General features: G+C 62.1%; 18 protein-coding genes. 7 read left to right on the top strand and 11 right to left on the bottom strand.

The genetic code is table 11. From position 1 onward, the window contains the following. The first annotated feature begins 30 nt into the window (after nucleotides 1-30). On the top strand, nucleotides 31-699 hold the full coding sequence (locus K6M89_RS27025; protein WP_097580541.1) for an outer membrane lipoprotein carrier protein LolA: 669 nt from the start codon (nucleotides 31-33) through the stop codon (nucleotides 697-699). A 102-nt stretch (nucleotides 700-801) separates the two neighbouring features. Next, nucleotides 802-1,605 carry an exodeoxyribonuclease III gene (locus K6M89_RS27020; protein ID WP_077992233.1) on the top strand — a complete coding sequence of 268 codons (804 nt, stop codon included), beginning with the start codon at nucleotides 802-804 and terminating at the stop codon, nucleotides 1,603-1,605. Between the two features lie 6 nt (nucleotides 1,606-1,611). Here the strand turns inward: K6M89_RS27020 and K6M89_RS27015 are convergent, their stop codons facing one another. Both K6M89_RS27015 and K6M89_RS27010 read right to left on the bottom strand, forming a co-directional pair. Next, nucleotides 1,612-2,067: a cyclic nucleotide-binding domain-containing protein gene (locus tag K6M89_RS27015; RefSeq protein WP_064683858.1), complete on the bottom strand. Its 456-nt coding sequence runs from the start codon at nucleotides 2,065-2,067 to the stop codon at nucleotides 1,612-1,614. Between the two features lie 112 nt (nucleotides 2,068-2,179). Continuing rightward, the gene (locus K6M89_RS27010) at nucleotides 2,180-2,863 is read right to left on the bottom strand and encodes a response regulator transcription factor (protein ID WP_011427159.1); all 684 of its coding nucleotides are present in this window, start codon (nucleotides 2,861-2,863) and stop codon (nucleotides 2,180-2,182) included. Between the two features lie 167 nt (nucleotides 2,864-3,030). On the opposite strand from K6M89_RS27010, the gene K6M89_RS27005 reads away from it, so the two are divergent. Both K6M89_RS27005 and K6M89_RS27000 read left to right on the top strand, forming a co-directional pair. Further along, nucleotides 3,031-3,552: a L,D-transpeptidase family protein gene (locus tag K6M89_RS27005; RefSeq protein ID WP_222141640.1), complete on the top strand. Its 522-nt coding sequence runs from the start codon at nucleotides 3,031-3,033 to the stop codon at nucleotides 3,550-3,552. Between the two features lie 129 nt (nucleotides 3,553-3,681). Beyond that, nucleotides 3,682-4,512 carry an aldo/keto reductase gene (locus K6M89_RS27000; RefSeq protein WP_222141639.1) on the top strand — a complete coding sequence of 277 codons (831 nt, stop codon included), beginning with the start codon at nucleotides 3,682-3,684 and terminating at the stop codon, nucleotides 4,510-4,512. Between the two features lie 264 nt (nucleotides 4,513-4,776). On the opposite strand, the gene leuC is transcribed toward K6M89_RS27000, so the two are convergent. The 9 genes from leuC to ffh all read right to left on the bottom strand — a co-directional run bounded on the left by leuC (nucleotide 4,777) and on the right by ffh (nucleotide 12,721). Further along, the gene (leuC, locus tag K6M89_RS26995) at nucleotides 4,777-6,186 is read right to left on the bottom strand and encodes a 3-isopropylmalate dehydratase large subunit (protein WP_097580544.1); all 1,410 of its coding nucleotides are present in this window, start codon (nucleotides 6,184-6,186) and stop codon (nucleotides 4,777-4,779) included. 243 nt (nucleotides 6,187-6,429) lie between these two features. After that, complete coding sequence (locus K6M89_RS26990; protein WP_222141638.1) at nucleotides 6,430-7,245, bottom strand: amino acid ABC transporter permease; 816 nt, start codon at nucleotides 7,243-7,245, stop codon at nucleotides 6,430-6,432. Between the two features lie 16 nt (nucleotides 7,246-7,261). Further along, entirely contained in the window at nucleotides 7,262-8,059 is a 798-nt protein-coding gene (locus tag K6M89_RS26985) for a transporter substrate-binding domain-containing protein (RefSeq protein WP_222141637.1), read from the bottom strand. A 179-nt stretch (nucleotides 8,060-8,238) separates the two neighbouring features. Continuing rightward, on the bottom strand, nucleotides 8,239-8,781 hold the full coding sequence (gene rplS / locus K6M89_RS26980) for a 50S ribosomal protein L19 (RefSeq protein WP_064683853.1): 543 nt from the start codon (nucleotides 8,779-8,781) through the stop codon (nucleotides 8,239-8,241). Between the two features lie 212 nt (nucleotides 8,782-8,993). Continuing rightward, the gene (gene trmD / locus K6M89_RS26975; RefSeq protein ID WP_222141636.1) at nucleotides 8,994-9,695 is read right to left on the bottom strand and encodes a tRNA (guanosine(37)-N1)-methyltransferase TrmD; all 702 of its coding nucleotides are present in this window, start codon (nucleotides 9,693-9,695) and stop codon (nucleotides 8,994-8,996) included. Next, the gene (rimM, locus tag K6M89_RS26970; protein ID WP_097580690.1) at nucleotides 9,695-10,264 is read right to left on the bottom strand and encodes a ribosome maturation factor RimM; all 570 of its coding nucleotides are present in this window, start codon (nucleotides 10,262-10,264) and stop codon (nucleotides 9,695-9,697) included. Before rimM ends, trmD begins: the two co-directional genes overlap by 1 nt. A gap of 116 nt (nucleotides 10,265-10,380) precedes the next feature. Further along, on the bottom strand, nucleotides 10,381-10,752 hold the full coding sequence (rpsP, locus tag K6M89_RS26965; protein WP_037116834.1) for a 30S ribosomal protein S16: 372 nt from the start codon (nucleotides 10,750-10,752) through the stop codon (nucleotides 10,381-10,383). 48 nt (nucleotides 10,753-10,800) lie between these two features. Next, complete coding sequence (locus K6M89_RS26960) at nucleotides 10,801-11,121, bottom strand: chorismate mutase (protein ID WP_011427149.1); 321 nt, start codon at nucleotides 11,119-11,121, stop codon at nucleotides 10,801-10,803. Nucleotides 11,122-11,137: 16 nt separating this feature from the next. Beyond that, nucleotides 11,138-12,721, bottom strand: coding sequence for a signal recognition particle protein (gene ffh, locus K6M89_RS26955; protein WP_222141635.1), 1,584 nt, complete (start codon nucleotides 12,719-12,721; stop codon nucleotides 11,138-11,140). Between the two features lie 400 nt (nucleotides 12,722-13,121). Here ffh and K6M89_RS26950 point away from each other — a divergent pair, with 400 nt between their 5' ends. From K6M89_RS26950 to mtaB, 3 genes are all read left to right on the top strand, one after another. Beyond that, nucleotides 13,122-13,346, top strand: a complete 225-nt coding sequence (locus K6M89_RS26950; RefSeq protein ID WP_097580549.1) for a hypothetical protein — start codon at nucleotides 13,122-13,124, stop codon at nucleotides 13,344-13,346. A 112-nt stretch (nucleotides 13,347-13,458) separates the two neighbouring features. Further along, entirely contained in the window at nucleotides 13,459-14,364 is a 906-nt protein-coding gene (gene dapF / locus K6M89_RS26945) for a diaminopimelate epimerase (protein WP_222141634.1), read from the top strand. Continuing rightward, nucleotides 14,361-15,632, top strand: coding sequence for a tRNA (N(6)-L-threonylcarbamoyladenosine(37)-C(2))-methylthiotransferase MtaB (gene mtaB, locus K6M89_RS26940; RefSeq protein WP_097580551.1), 1,272 nt, complete (start codon nucleotides 14,361-14,363; stop codon nucleotides 15,630-15,632). Before dapF ends, mtaB begins: the two co-directional genes overlap by 4 nt. The last annotated feature ends 11 nt before the right edge of the window (nucleotides 15,633-15,643 follow it).

Here is a 15,643-nt window from a genome sequence, read left to right as displayed (position 1 = left end):
CAGCATGCAGATCGCATAAAGGAGATTTAGATGCGTAACTCCGATTCCTTCCTCTCCGGCCTGACGATGACGCGGCGCGATCTTCTCGGCGCTTTCGCCGTGGCTGCGATGGCAAGCGCCATTCCCTTCGGTGCTCGCGCGCAGGCGGCGGCGCCTGCCTCCGGCACGGCGCAGGCGATTGCCGACCATTTCTCCGGCGTCACGACGATGCAGGGCGAATTCGTGCAGTTCGGCCCGCGCGGCGAGCAGACCGGCGGCAAATTTTTCATCCAGCGCCCCGGCAAGCTGCGTTTCAACTATGACGACCCATCGCCGATGCGGGTGATCGCCGACGGCAAGAATGTCGCCATCGGCAATACCAAACTCAAGACCTGGGATCTCTATCCGCTCTCCAAGACGCCGCTCAGCCTGCTGCTGGCGCAGCGTATCGACCTGTCGGCCGGCATGGTGAAGGGCGTCAAGGAAGAATCGGACCTGACGACGATCGCGCTCGGCAACAATACGGTGTTCGGAAACTCGACCATCACCATGATGTTCGACCCGAAAACCTATGACCTGCGTCAGTGGACGATCACCGACAATCAGGGCAAGGACACCTCGGTGATGATCTTCAACGTCAAAACAGGCATGCAGTTCGACGATCGCGTCTTCCGGGTTCCCTATGAGAGCATTCCCGGCACGCCGCAATCGCGCGACTGAGCCTTTTCGGTTGATCTCCTGACGCTTTTGCACGCGGCCCGGTTCCCTCCGGTCCGCCTTTGTTCTAAAGCCCTTTCATGAAAGCGTGAAAGGGCTTGCCGCATGGGCTTTTCGATTACCACCTGGAATATCAATTCGGTACGGCTGCGCATGCCGATCGTCGAGCAGCTCGTTCTCAAGCACAGGCCCGATATTCTCTGCCTGCAGGAAACCAAGGTGCCGAACGAGCTCTTTCCCGCCGCGCCCTTGCGGGCCATGGGCTATGATCACATCATCATCCACGGTCAGAAGGGCTATCACGGCGTGGCGATCGCCTCGCGCATTCCGCTGACCGAAGATCACCGGCAGGATTATTGCGGCGTCGGCGACGCCCGCCACATATCGGCGATCTTCGAACGCGGCAATCGCCGCATCCGGCTGCATAATTTCTACGTCCCGGCCGGCGGCGATGAGCCGGACCGGACGATCAATCCGAAATTCGGCCATAAGCTCGATTTCATCGAGGAGATGAAGCTGCTGAAGGCCAATGGCGAGGCCAATACCTCGGCCATCCTGGTGGGTGACCTCAACATCGCGCCGCTCGAACACGACGTCTGGTCGCACAAGCAGCTGCTGAAGATCGTCAGCCACACGCCGGTCGAAACCGACGGGTTGCTCGAGGTGATGAAGCGCGGCGCCTGGCTCGATCTCATGCGCCAGCACGTACCGGCCAGCGAGAAGCTCTATACCTGGTGGAGCTACCGCGCCAAGGACTGGGAAGCGGCCGACCGCGGCCGCCGGCTCGACCACATCTGGTCCTCATCGGATCTTGGGCCGCACCTGAAGCGGATCGAAATCCTGAAGGAAGCGCGCGGCTGGGACCGGCCCTCTGACCATGTGCCGGTGACCGCGCATTTCGACTTGTGACGGCGATCAGCTGAACCGATGGAACTGGCTTGCGGCCTTGGCCGCAAGTTCGGCGAGATTGTCGCGGATGCGATTTTCGATCAGACGGGCCGCATCAGGATATTCCTCGATCAGTCGATGGAAGAGGGCGCGGGTGATGCGGATGATGCTCGTGTCTTCGCGCGCGATCGCGGTGAACTTGCGCTCGACCAGCGTCACCAGCGCCAGCTCAGAAATCAGCGTGCCGGGGCCGGCAACGGCATCAGCCCGCTGCATGCCGTCGCTGCTCGTCGTGCGGAGTTCCAGGCTGCCGCTCAAGACGACATAGGCGCTCTCGGCCGGCGCGCCCTGGCGAAACAGCATCTGGCCGGCGGCGATCATGCGCCGGTCGGCGCCGAAGGCGATCAGTCGCAGCTGGTCCTCGCTCATGTCCTTGAACAGCGGAAGCTGCGAGAGCAGATGAATGTCGTCCGTCAGCGCCATGCGGGCTTTTCGCCTTAGAGCAATTCCAACAAACTGCGTAGCCGTTTGCGTGCGGAACTGCGTGAAAACAAAGAGATAGAGCATTTCCGTGATTCGGAGAAACCGAGATGCTCTAGGGTATGATCTTGTAGCCGCCGTTTTCCGTGACCAGGATTTCGGCATTGGAGGGATCGCGCTCGATCTTCTGACGCAACCGGTAGACATGGGTTTCCAGCGTATGCGTGGTCACGCCGGAATTATAGCCCCAGACCTCTTCGAGAAGCACGTCGCGGGTGACGACCTTCTGTTCGGCGCGGTAGAGGTAGCGGATGATCGCCGCTTCCTTTTCCGTCAGGCGGATCTTCTGGCCGTTGTCGGTGGTGAGCAGCTTCTGGCTCGGCTTGAAGAGGTACGGGCCGACGGTGAAGGTCGCGTCCTCGCTCTGCTCGTGCTGGCGCAGCTGCACGCGGATGCGCGCAAGCAGCACGGCGAAGCGGAAGGGCTTGGTGACATAGTCGTTGGCGCCGGCTTCGAGGCCGAGGATCGTATCGGAATCGGTATCGTGGCCGGTCAGCATGATGATTGGGGCCTTGAAGCCGCCCTTGCGCAGGAGCTTCACCGCTTCGCGCCCGTCCATATCGGGCAGGCCAACATCCATGATCAAGAGGTCGACCGGCGTCGAACGGGCGGTTGCAACACCCTTGCCGGCGTTGGCTTCCTGCAGAACCGTGAATTCCTCGTAAAGCGACAATTGCTCTGTCAGCGTCTGCCGAAGGTCCTCGTCGTCATCCACCAGAAGAATGGTGCGTGCGGTCATGCCGTTGCGTCCTCATGTTAGGTCCCCTAGTCCTACGCCAAATTGCGGGTTTGGCAAGGATCGGCCGGCGGTGCTGTTGCCGGGCAGGTTTTCATATGATTTCAATTAAAGCCTCAAGCAATGCAAGACATGCGAGAAAAATGGAAAAAGCAAGGCGGAGCCGGGGGATGAAGCCGTCCACGGTCGTGGTGCGCCCGGCGCCGGGAAAGAAGAGCCGGGCGATCGTGCGCATTGGCACAATCACTGTTCCGGCTGCCATCGGCCGCTCCGGCCGCACCGTGACGAAACGCGAGGGCGACGGCGCCACGCCGATCACATCGATGAAGCTGCTATCAGGCTTCCGGCGCGGCGAGCGGAACGGCCGGCTTGTCACGTCGCTTCCCATCCGCCGGATCCGCGCCGATATGTTCTGGTGCGATCAGTCCGGCAATGCCAACTACAACCGCCTCGTCAGGGCGCCATTCGGCCCCGGCCACGAGGAGATGCGGCGCAGCGACGGGCTCTACGATATCTGCCTGGTGATGGACTGGAACATCTCCTGCCGGGCGCGCAACCGCGGCTCGGCGATTTTCTTCCACCTCATCCGGCCGGGCTACGAGCCGACGGCCGGCTGCGTGGCGGTGAGTCTCGGCGACATGCGCCGCCTCCTGCCGCATCTTCGCAAGGGGACGATTGTCCGGGTGGTCTGATTGTCTTCCGGATGCGGCTGCCTATATTTTCCGGTGACCGAACGCTCAGGCTGAGATGCGTTCCGGGACGCCCCGAGTGCGGGCGCAAATCATGCCTCGTCCAATTCTTCAAACTCCCGGAGATATATTGTGACCGCTCAACCCATCATCACTTTCCATGACGGACATTCCATTCCGCAGGTCGGGCTCGGCGTCTGGCAGACGCCGCAGGAGATTGCCGCCCCGACGGTGCGCACTGCCATTGCCGCCGGCTATCGCCATATCGATACGGCGTCCGGTTACGACAACGAGGAGGGTGTCGGCGAAGGCATCCGCTCTTCCGGCCTCGACCGCAAGGACATCTTCGTCACCACCAAGCTCAGGAACACCGACCAAGGCTACGACAATACGCTGCGTGCCTTCGACGGCAGCCTGAAGAAGCTCGGCTCCGACTATGTCGACCTCTACCTCGTTCACTGGCCGTCGCCGCATCGCGGCCTCTACACCGAAACCTGGAAGGCGTTCGTGCGCATAAGGGAAGAGGGGCGCGCCCGCTCGATCGGTGTGTCGAATTTTTATCCCGAGCATCTGGAGCGGATCATCGGCGAAACCGGCGTCGTTCCTGTCATCAACCAGATCGAGCTGCATCCCGACTTCCAGCAGAAGGCGGCGCAAGAGGTTCACAAGAAACTCAACATCGCCACCGAATCCTGGAGCCCGCTCGGCCAGGGGCAGTTCATCTCGAACCCTGTCATCGGCGAGATCGCCAGGAAACATCGAAAGACGCCGGCGCAAGCCATTATCCGCTGGCACATCGACACCGGCCTCGTCGTCATCCCGAAATCGGTGACGCCGTCGCGCATCGAGGAGAATTTCCAGGTGTTCGACTTCAAGCTCGATGCCGATGACATGGCGGCGATCGCCAAGCTCGACAGCGCCGGCGCCCGCATGGGACCGGACCCGATGACGGCGGCCTTCTGATTGCCCTCCCGATCAGCGGCCGCTCCGAGGAAGATCCTCGCGCCGGCGGCCGCCTATGACGAGACATGCAGCCGTTGTGTCAATAATTGCAGCTCGACGATCCGTTGGTCGGGGCAAAGCCGTGGTCGCAGGTATTGCTCATGCGCTGGGGCATGATCCACACCTCCCGGAAAATGAGGCGCGGCCGCCATGAAAATATGAAAGCCGCCCGATGCAGGCAGAGCGCATCGGGCGGCTTTCATTGTCCTTCCGTCGGATGACGGATCAATTCCACTCGCGGATATCAACGAAGTGACCGGCGATCGCGGCGGCGGCGGCCATTGCCGGCGAGACGAGGTGCGTACGGCCCTTGAAGCCCTGGCGGCCTTCGAAGTTGCGGTTCGAGGTCGAGGCGCAACGTTCGCCCGGCTTCAGGCGGTCGTCGTTCATGGCGAGGCACATGGAGCAGCCCGGCTCGCGCCAGTCGAAGCCGGCAGCCTTGAAGATCTTGTCGAGGCCTTCGGCTTCCGCCTGTTCCTTCACAAGACCGGAGCCCGGAACGATCATGGCGTTGACGGTCGAAGCAACGGTCTTGCCCTCGACGACCTTGGCGACGGCGCGCAGATCTTCGATGCGGCCGTTGGTGCAGGAGCCGATGAAAACCCGGTCAATGCTGATGTCGGTCATCGGCGTGCCCGGCTTGAGGCCCATGTACTCGAGCGCGCGCCACTTGGAGGCACGCTTCGTCTCGTCCTGGATTTCATCGGGATTCGGCACGATGCCCTGGACCGAGACGACGTCCTCAGGCGAAGAACCCCAGGAGACGATCGGCGGCAGTTCGGCGGCGTTCAGCTTGACGACGCGGTCGAAATGAGCGCCTTCGTCTGACTGCAGCGTCTTCCAGTAGGCGATCGCCTGTTCCAGCGCTTCGCCTTTCGGCGCGCGGGGCTTGCCCTTGATATATTCGAAGGTGATTTCGTCGGGGGCGATCAGGCCGGCGCGGGCGCCGCCTTCGATCGACATGTTGCAGATCGTCATGCGGCCTTCCATCGACAGCGCACGGATCGCTTCGCCGGCATATTCGATGACGTAGCCGGTGCCGCCCGCCGTGCCGATCTCACCGATGATGGCAAGAACGATATCCTTGGCGGTGACGCCTGCCGGCAGCTGGCCGTCGACCTGCACCAGCATGTTCTTGGCCTTCTTCTGGATCAGCGTCTGGGTGGCGAGAACGTGCTCGACCTCAGATGTGCCGATGCCATGAGCGAGCGAGCCGAAGGCGCCGTGGGTCGAGGTATGGCTGTCGCCGCAGACGATCGTCATGCCCGGCAAAGTGAAGCCCTGTTCCGGCCCGATGATGTGGACGATGCCCTGGCGCTTGTCGTTCTCGGAATAATATTCGACGTTGAACTCGGCGGCATTCTTGGCAAGCTGCTCGACCTGAATGCGGCTTTCTTCGTTCTTGATGCCGAGATGGCGGTCGGCCGATGTCGGAACGTTGTGGTCGACGACCGCGAGCGTCTTTTCCGGCGCGCGGACCTTGCGGCCGCTCATGCGCAGGCCTTCGAAGGCCTGCGGCGAGGTGACCTCGTGGACCAGGTGGCGGTCGATGTAGAGAAGACAGGTGCCGTCGGCCTGTTCGTCGACCAGATGGTCGTCCCAGATCTTGTCGTAGAGGGTACGCGGTGCGCTCATGGCGGTAAGTCCGTTTTTGGATGCTTTTGGAAAATCGGAAAAGGCGGATCAGGCTCCGCCGGCCGTCATTCGATCAACGAAGTCGGCTGTTGAGCGCACCGGATACGCATGCAAAGAACCGCGCCGGCAGGCGATAATGGTCCTGCAGCACGAAAATATGCGCGCCAGTGCATCTGAACTTGGATTCCATGACCGGCATATAGCGATTTTTGAACGAAACGGCAATTCGAATCGTGCTGTGGCTCAGCGCGGCTTCTGCTTCATCTTCTTTTCAATGCGCCGCAGCGCCAGCGACAGGCCGATCGTCAGGATCAAGTAGATATAGGTGACGATCGAATAGGTCTCGAAGAAGCGGAAGGAGCCGGAGGCGTAGACCTTGCCCATCTGGGTAATGTCGGCCACGCCGAGAACCGAGACAAGAGACGAATCCTTCACCATCGAGACGAAGTCATTGGAGAGCGGCGGGAAGATGACCCTGACCGCCTGCGGGAAGACGACGAGCCGGAAGCGGCGGTAGCGCGACAGGCCGAGGGATTTGGCCGCTTCGATCTGGCCGATATCGACCGACTGGAAGCCGGCGCGGAAGATCTCGGCAATGAAGGAGGAATAGCCGATCATCAGCGCGATGATGGCGCGCCACATCAGCGAAAGGTCGCGCACGAGAATCGGTTCGGCGATGCCGCTCTTCACCAGGGGCGTGATGATGAAGTTATAGGCCGCGACAAGACCCGGCGCGCCGACGAAAGCGATGTAGAAGAGCAGCACCAGGATCGGGATGCCGCGGATGATCTCGATATAGAAGCGGGCGATCTGGCGCAGCACGATGCTGTCGGCCAGGCCGAGCAGCGCGATGCCGAGACCAAGCACTGTCGCCAGCATGAAGGCGACGAGCGTCACGAACACGGTGATGCCGGCGCCATTCACCACGGTCCGGAAGACCTGAGTGTAAATGTCGTTGGTGATGATAACGACGGCGAGAACGAGACCGATCAGAACAAGGACGGCCAGCCACCAGGGACGGTCGTCCTTCTCATGTCGCAGGGATGGTTGTGGCGCCATCTGCGATCGCTCGGGGTTATTCGCCCATCTTGTAGTCGAGGAACCACTTCTTGTTCAGCGCGTCAAAGGTGCCGTCCGCCTTCAGCGCGGCGATAGCGGCATTGACCGGAGCGACGAGATCGGACCCCTTCGGGAAGATGAAGCCGAAATCCTCGGTCCCGAGCGCTTCGCCGACCACCTTCAGGGCGCCGTTCGAGGAATCGACATAGCCCTTGGCCGCGACGCTGTCGGTCAGCACGAGGTCGACGTCGCCGGTCTTCAGCGCCTGCACGGTCGCGCCGAAGGTTTCGAAAAGCTTGATGCGCGGGTTCTGTTCGTTGCCATCGAGGATTTCATAGACGGCGGTGTAGAAAGGCGAGGTGCCGGGTTGGGCGCCAATCAGGCCGTCGTTGAAGGCGGCAAAGCTCTTGGCGTCGGTGAAGCGCTTCTCGTCGCCGCGCACCAGCATGAACTGTTGCGAGCGCATATAGGGATCGGAGAAATCGACCTTCTGCTTGCGGTCGTCCTTGATGGTGATGCCGGTCATGCCGATGTTGTACTGGCCGTCGGAGACCGCCTGGATCATCGCGTCCCAGCTGGTGTTCTGATATTCGGCCTTGAAGTTCAGCCGCTTGGCGATCTCGTTCATCGCATCATATTCCCAGCCGATCGCCTTGCCGGATTTCGGATCGATGAACTGCAGCGGCGGATAGGCATTTTCGGTGACGACGACGACGCTCTTGCCGCCGAGATCGGGCAGTTCGGCAGCCGACACGGTCAAAGGAGCGAGCGCAAGGGCGGTAAAGCCCGCAAGAACGGTACGACGAAACAGCATGGAATGGCTCCCGGATTGAACGCGAAAATTGTCACGGAAGACCTGCCGAAGGCAAGGCCGCCGGCGGCCCGCCGACGCAAAAAAGAGAAAAGGCGACCCGAAGGCCGCCTTTCCAAGCGAAAGAACTTTGCTCCAAGCGAAGAATTTTGCTCCAAGCGAAGAATTGCGTGGCGCAGATCTTATTCTGCTGCCGGTTCCGCTGCGGCGGCTGCTGCTGCTTCAGCAGCGGCCTTGGCTTCGGCGGCTTCTGCTGCTGCCTTCTCGGCGGCGAGCGCCTGAGCGGCTGCAACCTTTTCAGCTTCGATGCGTGCCTTTTCCTCGGCAACGGCGGCGCGCTCGGCGTCGTTGAGCTTGCGGGCGCGGACGCCGGTGTCTTCAACGATACGGGCGGACTTGCCGCGACGGTCGCGCAGGTAATAGAGCTTGGCGCGACGAACCTTACCGCGGCGGACGACGTCGACGCTTTCGATCAGTGGCGAATAGACCGGGAATACGCGCTCGACGCCTTCGCCGTAGGAGATCTTGCGAACCGTGAAGTTTTCCTGAAGGCCGCCGCCTGAGCGGGCGATGCAGACGCCTTCATAGGCCTGAACGCGGGTACGGTTGCCTTCCGTAACCTTCACGTTGACGCGGACGGTATCGCCCGGGGAGAATTCGGGGAGGGTGCGCTTGGCTTCGATCTTGGCGGCCTGTTCGGCCTCAAGCTGCTGAATGATGTTCATCGTCTTAACCTTTGGTTCTTCTGAAACAGCCAGAGCGCTCGGCACTGATCCCTTGGGCGAGCCTCAGGATTTTGCCCCTTCGGGGCGGGAGCGGATTCGCCATTCTTTGTTTGCTGGCAGACGGGGCTAACCCCATTTCCGCGTGCGCCAATACACGAAAGGCCGGAGCTTGTCATCCCTCGCACGACATTTTTGTGAAGGGGAGGGTGGAATCAGCCGTTTTTCTTAGGTTCAGCCCTTTCGAAGAGATCCGGCCGCCGCTCCCGCGTCAGCCGCACCGCCTCCTCGTGGCGCCATTTTTCGATGGCGCCGTGGTTGCCCGACGTCAAGATGGAGGGGATTTCCCGGCCTTCCCACTCCTGCGGCCTCGTATAATGCGGATGTTCCAGCAGCCCGCCTTCGAAGCTTTCGTGCAGGCCGGAAAGATCGTTGCCCATGACGCCGGGCAGGATGCGGATGATCGCATCGAGCACGATCAGCGCCGCCGGCTCGCCGCCCGACAGCACGTAGTCGCCGACCGAGACCTCTTCCAGCCCCCGCGCTTCGATCACCCGCTGGTCGACGCCCTCGAAGCGGCCGCAGACGATGACGACGCCGTCGCCCGCCGCCAGTTCGCGCACGCGCTGCTGCGTCAGCGGCCGCCCACGCGGGCTCATCAGCAAGCGCGGGCGGATATCGTTTTGACAGGTAGTGTCGATGGCGCGGGCGAGCACATCGGGTTTCAGCACCATGCCGGCGCCGCCGCCGGCCGGGGTGTCGTCGACGGTGCGATGTTTGTCGGTGGCGAAATCGCGAATCTGCACGGCGTCCAGCGACCATTGCCCGCGCTGCATCGCCTTGCCGGCGAGCGAAAAGCCCAGATGTCCCGGAAACATCTCCGGATAGAGTGTCAGAACGCTCGCCCGGAAAGCCATCACTTCTTCTTTTTCGGCTTGTCCAGGGTGAATTTCGAAAGTTCTTCGGGATCGTCGATCAAACCGGCCGCCAGCGGATCGATCAGCAATGTGCCGGCTTCGAGGTCGATCTCCAACACCGAGGCTTCCGAGAAGGGGATCAGCACCGGGCGCTTGCCCGGACCTTTGAGTTCCAGAAGATCGCCGGCGCCGAAATCGAAGACGCCGGTGACCGTGCCATAGCTGACGCCCTGATCGTCCTGCGCCTCGAGTCCTTCGAGATCGGCATAGTAGAACTCGTCGTCCTCCAGCTCCTCGTCGGGCAGATTGTCACGCTCGATGTAGAGTTCCAGGCCGTTCAGCGCCTCGGCGGCGTTGCGGTCGTTGATGCCGCGGAAACGAACGACGACGACATTCTTCATCTCGCGGATTTCAAGGATTTCGAAGCTGCGTCCGTCCATGCTGTGCAGATGGCCGTAATCGCCGAGCGCCGTCGGATCGGCGGTGTAGGCCTTGGCGCGCACTTCACCGCGCAGGCCCTGCGCGCCGCCGATCGTCGCCATCAGAACGGGGTTTTCAAGCTTTGTCATGGGTTCCTTCATGTGAAGCCGGAAAGACAGGCTTCTCATAAACGAAGTGCGGGTAATTGGAAACGAAAACGGGCGGCATGTCGCCATGCCGCCCGTTCGATTGGGGAAGGTCCCGATTATTCCGCGGCGTCGGCAGCAGCAGCGGCGGCGTCAGCGGCCTTCTGAGCCTTTTCAGCGGCGCGTTCCTGGGCGCGCTTGCCGGGCTTTGCCTTGACCGGGTTGTTCTTGGCTTCGCGCTTGGCAACGCCGGCTTCATCGAGGAAGCGCAGCACGCGGTCGGTCGGCTGGGCGCCGTTGTCGAGCCAGTGCTTGATGCGCTCGGCGTTCAGCTGAACGCGCTTCTCGTCGTCCTTGGCGAGCATCGGGTTCCAAGAACCGAGGTTTTCGAGGAAGCGGCCGTCACGCGGGCTGCGCGCATCGGCGAGAACGACGTGGTAGTACGGACGCTTCTTGGAGCCACCGCGGGCGAGACGAATTTTCAGTGCCATGTTCTTTACTCCTTAGGCTTTTCTTGACCGCTTCGTGAGGCGGTAGGGTTATCGGGCTGCGGCGCTCTGTTCAGCGTGATCCGCAGCGATCTGCTCATGATGCCGGATGACTTCCTTGATGACGAAGTTCAGGAACTTCTCGGCGAAATCCGGGTCCAGATTGGCGGCTTTCGCCAGCTGGCGAAGGCGTTCGATCTGGTATTCCTCGCGCGCCGGATCGGCCGGCGGCAGATTGTATTTGGCCTTCAGCACGCCGACCTCTTTGGTGCAGCGGAAGCGTTCGGCCAGCATGTGCACGAGAGCGGCATCGATGTTGTCGATCGACTGACGATAGCTCGCGAGCTGGGCTTTGACGTCTGGATCAATCATGGGGCAAACGATCCTTTCACTTCTTTTTCGGCAAACCGGGCAATCCCGGGAAACCACCGCCGAGGCCCGGCAGCTTGGCGCCGCCGAGGCCTGGCAAACCACCCGGCAGACCGCCGAGACCGGGCATACCCCCACCCGGCTTTCCAAGCCCCGCCGCTTCGGCCTGCTTCTGCAGGGCTTCGAGATGCTTCGGGTCGATATTCGAGAGATCGGGCATGCCGCCGCCCATGCCGCCTAAGCCGCCAAGCCCCATCTTGCCGGCAAGGCCGCCCATCATCTGCTTCATCATGCCGCCTTTGCCCTTGCCGCCCATCATCTTCATCATGTCGGCCATCTGGCGGTGCATCTTCAGAAGCTTGTTGATGGCGGCGGCATCGGTGCCGGAGCCGGCGGCGATGCGCTTCTTGCGCGAATGCTTGAGCAGGTCGGGATTGGCGCGCTCGGCCCTGGTCATCGACTGGATGATGGCGATCTGGCGGCCGAAAAGCTTGTCGTCGAGGCCGGCGGCGGCCATCTTGTCCTTCATGCCTGCCATGCCGGGCATCATGCCCATGATACCGCCCATGCCGCCCATCTTCTGCATCTGGCGCAGCTGGTCGGCGAGATCGTCGAGATCGAACTTGCCCTTGGCCATCTTGGCGGCCATGGCGGCCGCCTTCTCGGCGTCGATATTTTCCGCCGCGCGCTCGACGAGCGAGACGATGTCGCCCATGCCGAGAATGCGGTCGGCGATGCGGCGGGGATGGAATTCCTCGAGCTCGTTCATCTTCTCGCCGACGCCGATCAGCTTGATCGGCTTGCCGGTGACGGCGCGCATCGACAGCGCGGCGCCGCCGCGGCCGTCGCCGTCCATGCGGGTCAGCACGAGGCCGGTGATGCCGACGCGTTCGTCGAAATTGCGGGCGAGGTTGACGGCGTCCTGACCGGTCAAGCTGTCGGCGACCAGCAGGATTTCATGCGGGTTCGAACGCTTCTTGATGTCGGCCATCTCGACCATCAAGGGTTCGTCGATATGGGTGCGGCCGGCGGTGTCGAGGATGACGACGTCGTGGCCGCCGAGCTTGGCCGCCTGCACCGCACGGGCAGCGATATCCGTCGGCGACTGGCCTGATATAACAGGCAGCGTGTCGATATTGGCCTGGGCGCCGAGCTGGCGAAGCTGCTCCTGGGCTGCCGGACGGCGCGTGTCGAGCGACGCCATCAGCACTTTCTTCTTCTCGCGCGTCGACAGGCGATGGGCGATCTTGGCTGACGTCGTCGTCTTGCCCGAGCCCTGCAGGCCGACCATCATGACGACGACGGGGGCGGGCGCATGCAGGTCGATGCCGACGCCTTCGCCGCCCAGCATCTCGATCAGTTCGTCATGGACGATCTTGACCACCATCTGGCCGGGCTTGATCGACTTCAGGATCTCGGCACCGACGGCCTTTTCACGCACGCGGTCGGTGAAGGAACGCACGACGTCGAGCGCGACGTCGGCCTCCAGCAGCGCACGGCGAACCTCGCGCAGCGCTGCGGAAACATCGGCTTCCGAAAGCGCGCCACGGCCTGTCAGTCCATTCAGAATGGATCCAAGACGGTCCTGGAGGTTTTCAAACATCGGCTCTTCCTTGATACGTTTCGGGCGGGTTCGATCTGCCCGGAAACGTCGTGCTTTTCCGTGACGAAAACAAGACGCAAAGCCAAAAAGCACCCGAGGGCGCATCGCGCTGTCGGGTGTTGACCTCCGGGATCTCAGGTCCCGGTCGGCGGCTCGGAGTCATGCGGCTCGTCGCGGATTGGGCGCGATAAACAGGAAAGCCGCGCGAAAGTCAAGGCGAATGCGAGGGATGACCGCCTGGCGGAGGTTTCGGATGCTCTTTCGGGTATATGTCACAGTAAAAATTCCGGCTGGCGGCCCCAATTCGCGATAGAGCCCAGTTGCAAAATATTCCACTTGTGATTCTACTTTCTCCTTAAGTGCATCCTGTAAAATGATTCGTGAATATCCTTGATGCCGGATGATCCGGCGGAGATATCGAATGATCAATGCTGATATTGAGAGCTGGGCACTGGCGCGGGCTCATCATATTGTTCTGAACGAAGGCCTCAGTCTTGCAAAGGCGGCACAGGATCTGGATCGCAAGCGCTCCCGCTCCCTGGTTTACGAGCTGAGAAAGGTCATCACCGCCGCCATCGTCGAAGCGCATGCGGCGTCTTTCAATTCCAACGGTGCTGATCGTTAAAACCGGACTGCCTCGCAAGAACGGCCGGCGGCCATGGCTGCCCGGCACTCACCCACTGGTAATTCCTTCGTATTTCCGCCATATACAGCGGAAACACGGACGGAATGATACTATGAGCGCAACGGTCGAATTCGCGAGGATGAACGGGCTTGGTAACAAGATCCTGGTCGTCGACATGCGTGGCCGGCCGGATAAGGTAACGGCAGCGGCGGCTGTCGCGCTCAATGTCGATCCTGAGACCGAGTTCGATCAGATCATGGCGATCCATGATCCGAAGGCCGACGGCACCGATGCCTTCATCGATATCCTGAATTCCGATGGTTCGAAGGCGCAGGCCTGCGGTAACGGCACACGCTGCGTCGTGCAGGCGCTTGCCGCCGAGACTGGTCGGAAGGCCTTCACCTTCCAGACGGTCGCCGGCATTCTCAACGCCGTCGAGCACGAGGACGGGACGATCTCCGTCGATATGGGCAAGCCCGTCTTCGATTGGGACAGGATCCCGCTGGCGGAAGAATTCCACGATACCAGCCGCATCGAACTACAGATCGGCCCGATCGACAATCCGGTGCTGCATTCGCCGTCGGCCATGTCGATGGGCAACCCACATGCGATCTTCTGGGTGGACAGGGACGTGATGTCCTATGATCTCGCCCGCTTCGGGCCGCTGCTGGAAAACCATCCGATGTTTCCCGAGCGCGCCAATATCACGCTCGCGCAGGTGACCTCGCCGACATCGATGACGACGCGCACCTGGGAGCGCGGCGCGGGACTGACGCTTGCCTGCGGTTCGGCCGCCTGTTCTGCCGCCGTCAGCGCCGCGCGCACCGGCCGCACCGGCCGCACGGTGACGATCAATGTCGCAAGCGCCAAGCCGCCGGCGACACTTTCGATCGAATGGCGCGAGCGCGACGATCATGTGATCATGACCGGCCCGGCCGAATGGGAGTGGTCGGGCAGGCTCGATCCTTCGACCGGCCTCTGGTCGCGCGATGATACCCGAGGGGCGGAGGCGCAGTGAGCGGCATCGAGGTCATTACCTTCGGCTGCCGCCTCAACACATATGAATCCGAAGTGATGAAGGCGCAGGCCGAGAAGGCCGGGCTCAACAATGCCGTCCTGGTCAATACCTGTGCGGTGACCGGCGAGGCCGTGCGCCAGGCCCGCCAGGCGATCCGCCGGGCGCGCCGCGACAATCCGCATGCCCGCATCATCGTCACCGGCTGCGCCGCGCAGACGGAAAAAGAGACCTTCGCCGCCATGCCGGAGGTCGATGCCGTGCTCGGCAATGAGGAGAAGCTTTCGAGCGCTTCCTATAGCAGCCTGCCGGATTTCGGCGTTTCGGCCGAAGAGAAGCTGCGCGTCAACGATATCATGAGCGTCAAGGCAACGGCGCCGCAGATGGTCAGGCACATCGACGGCCATGTGCGCGCCTTCATCCAGGTGCAGAACGGCTGCGACCATCGCTGCACCTTCTGCATCATCCCCTATGGCCGCGGCAATTCCCGCTCGGTGCCGATGGGCGCCGTGGTCGATCAGGCCCGTAAGCTCGCCGACAGCGGCTATCGCGAGATCGTCCTGACCGGCGTCGATGCCACCAGCTATGGCGGCGACCTGCCGGGCGCCCCGACGCTCGGGCTTCTGGCGAAGGCGCTCTTGAAGCAGCTCCCGGATATCCGCCGTCTCAGACTTTCCTCGATCGACAGCATCGAGGCCGATGCCCATCTGATGGACCTCATCGCCGACGAGCCTCGTTTCATGCCGCATCTGCATCTGTCGCTGCAGCATGGCGACGACATGATCCTGAAGCGGATGAAGCGCCGGCATTCGCGCGCCGATGCGCTGCGCTTCATCGAGGATGCGCGCCGTCTGCGCCCCGAGATGAGCTTCGGCGCCGATATGATCGCCGGCTTCCCGACGGAAACCGAGGAAATGTTCGGCAATGCCGTGCGGCTGGCCGAAGAGGCCGGCATCGCGCATCTGCATGTCTTCCCCTACAGCCCACGTCCCGGCACGCCGGCCGCCCGCATGCCGCAACTCGACCGGACGCTGGTCAAGGAACGCGCCGCACGGCTGCGCGCCACTGGACATAAGCTCCATCAATCCCATCTCGATGGCATGGTCGGAACCCGGCAGTGGCTGCTTGTCGAAAACAACGGCCTGGCGCATACGGAGAACTTCACCCTGGTCGCAGCCGCCGGCCTTCGCCCCGGCGAACTTGTGCCGGCCACGATCACCGGCCACAATGGCAAGCATCTCGACATGCAATTGACGGCCGTCGCGGCCTGACTTTCACGGAA

The sequence above is a fragment of the Rhizobium croatiense genome, assembly GCF_019793465.1.
Lineage (GTDB): Bacteria > Pseudomonadota > Alphaproteobacteria > Rhizobiales > Rhizobiaceae > Rhizobium > Rhizobium croatiense.
The sequence above is the reverse complement of the archived record's forward strand: the minus strand, read 5'-3'. Positions and strand labels throughout refer to the sequence as shown.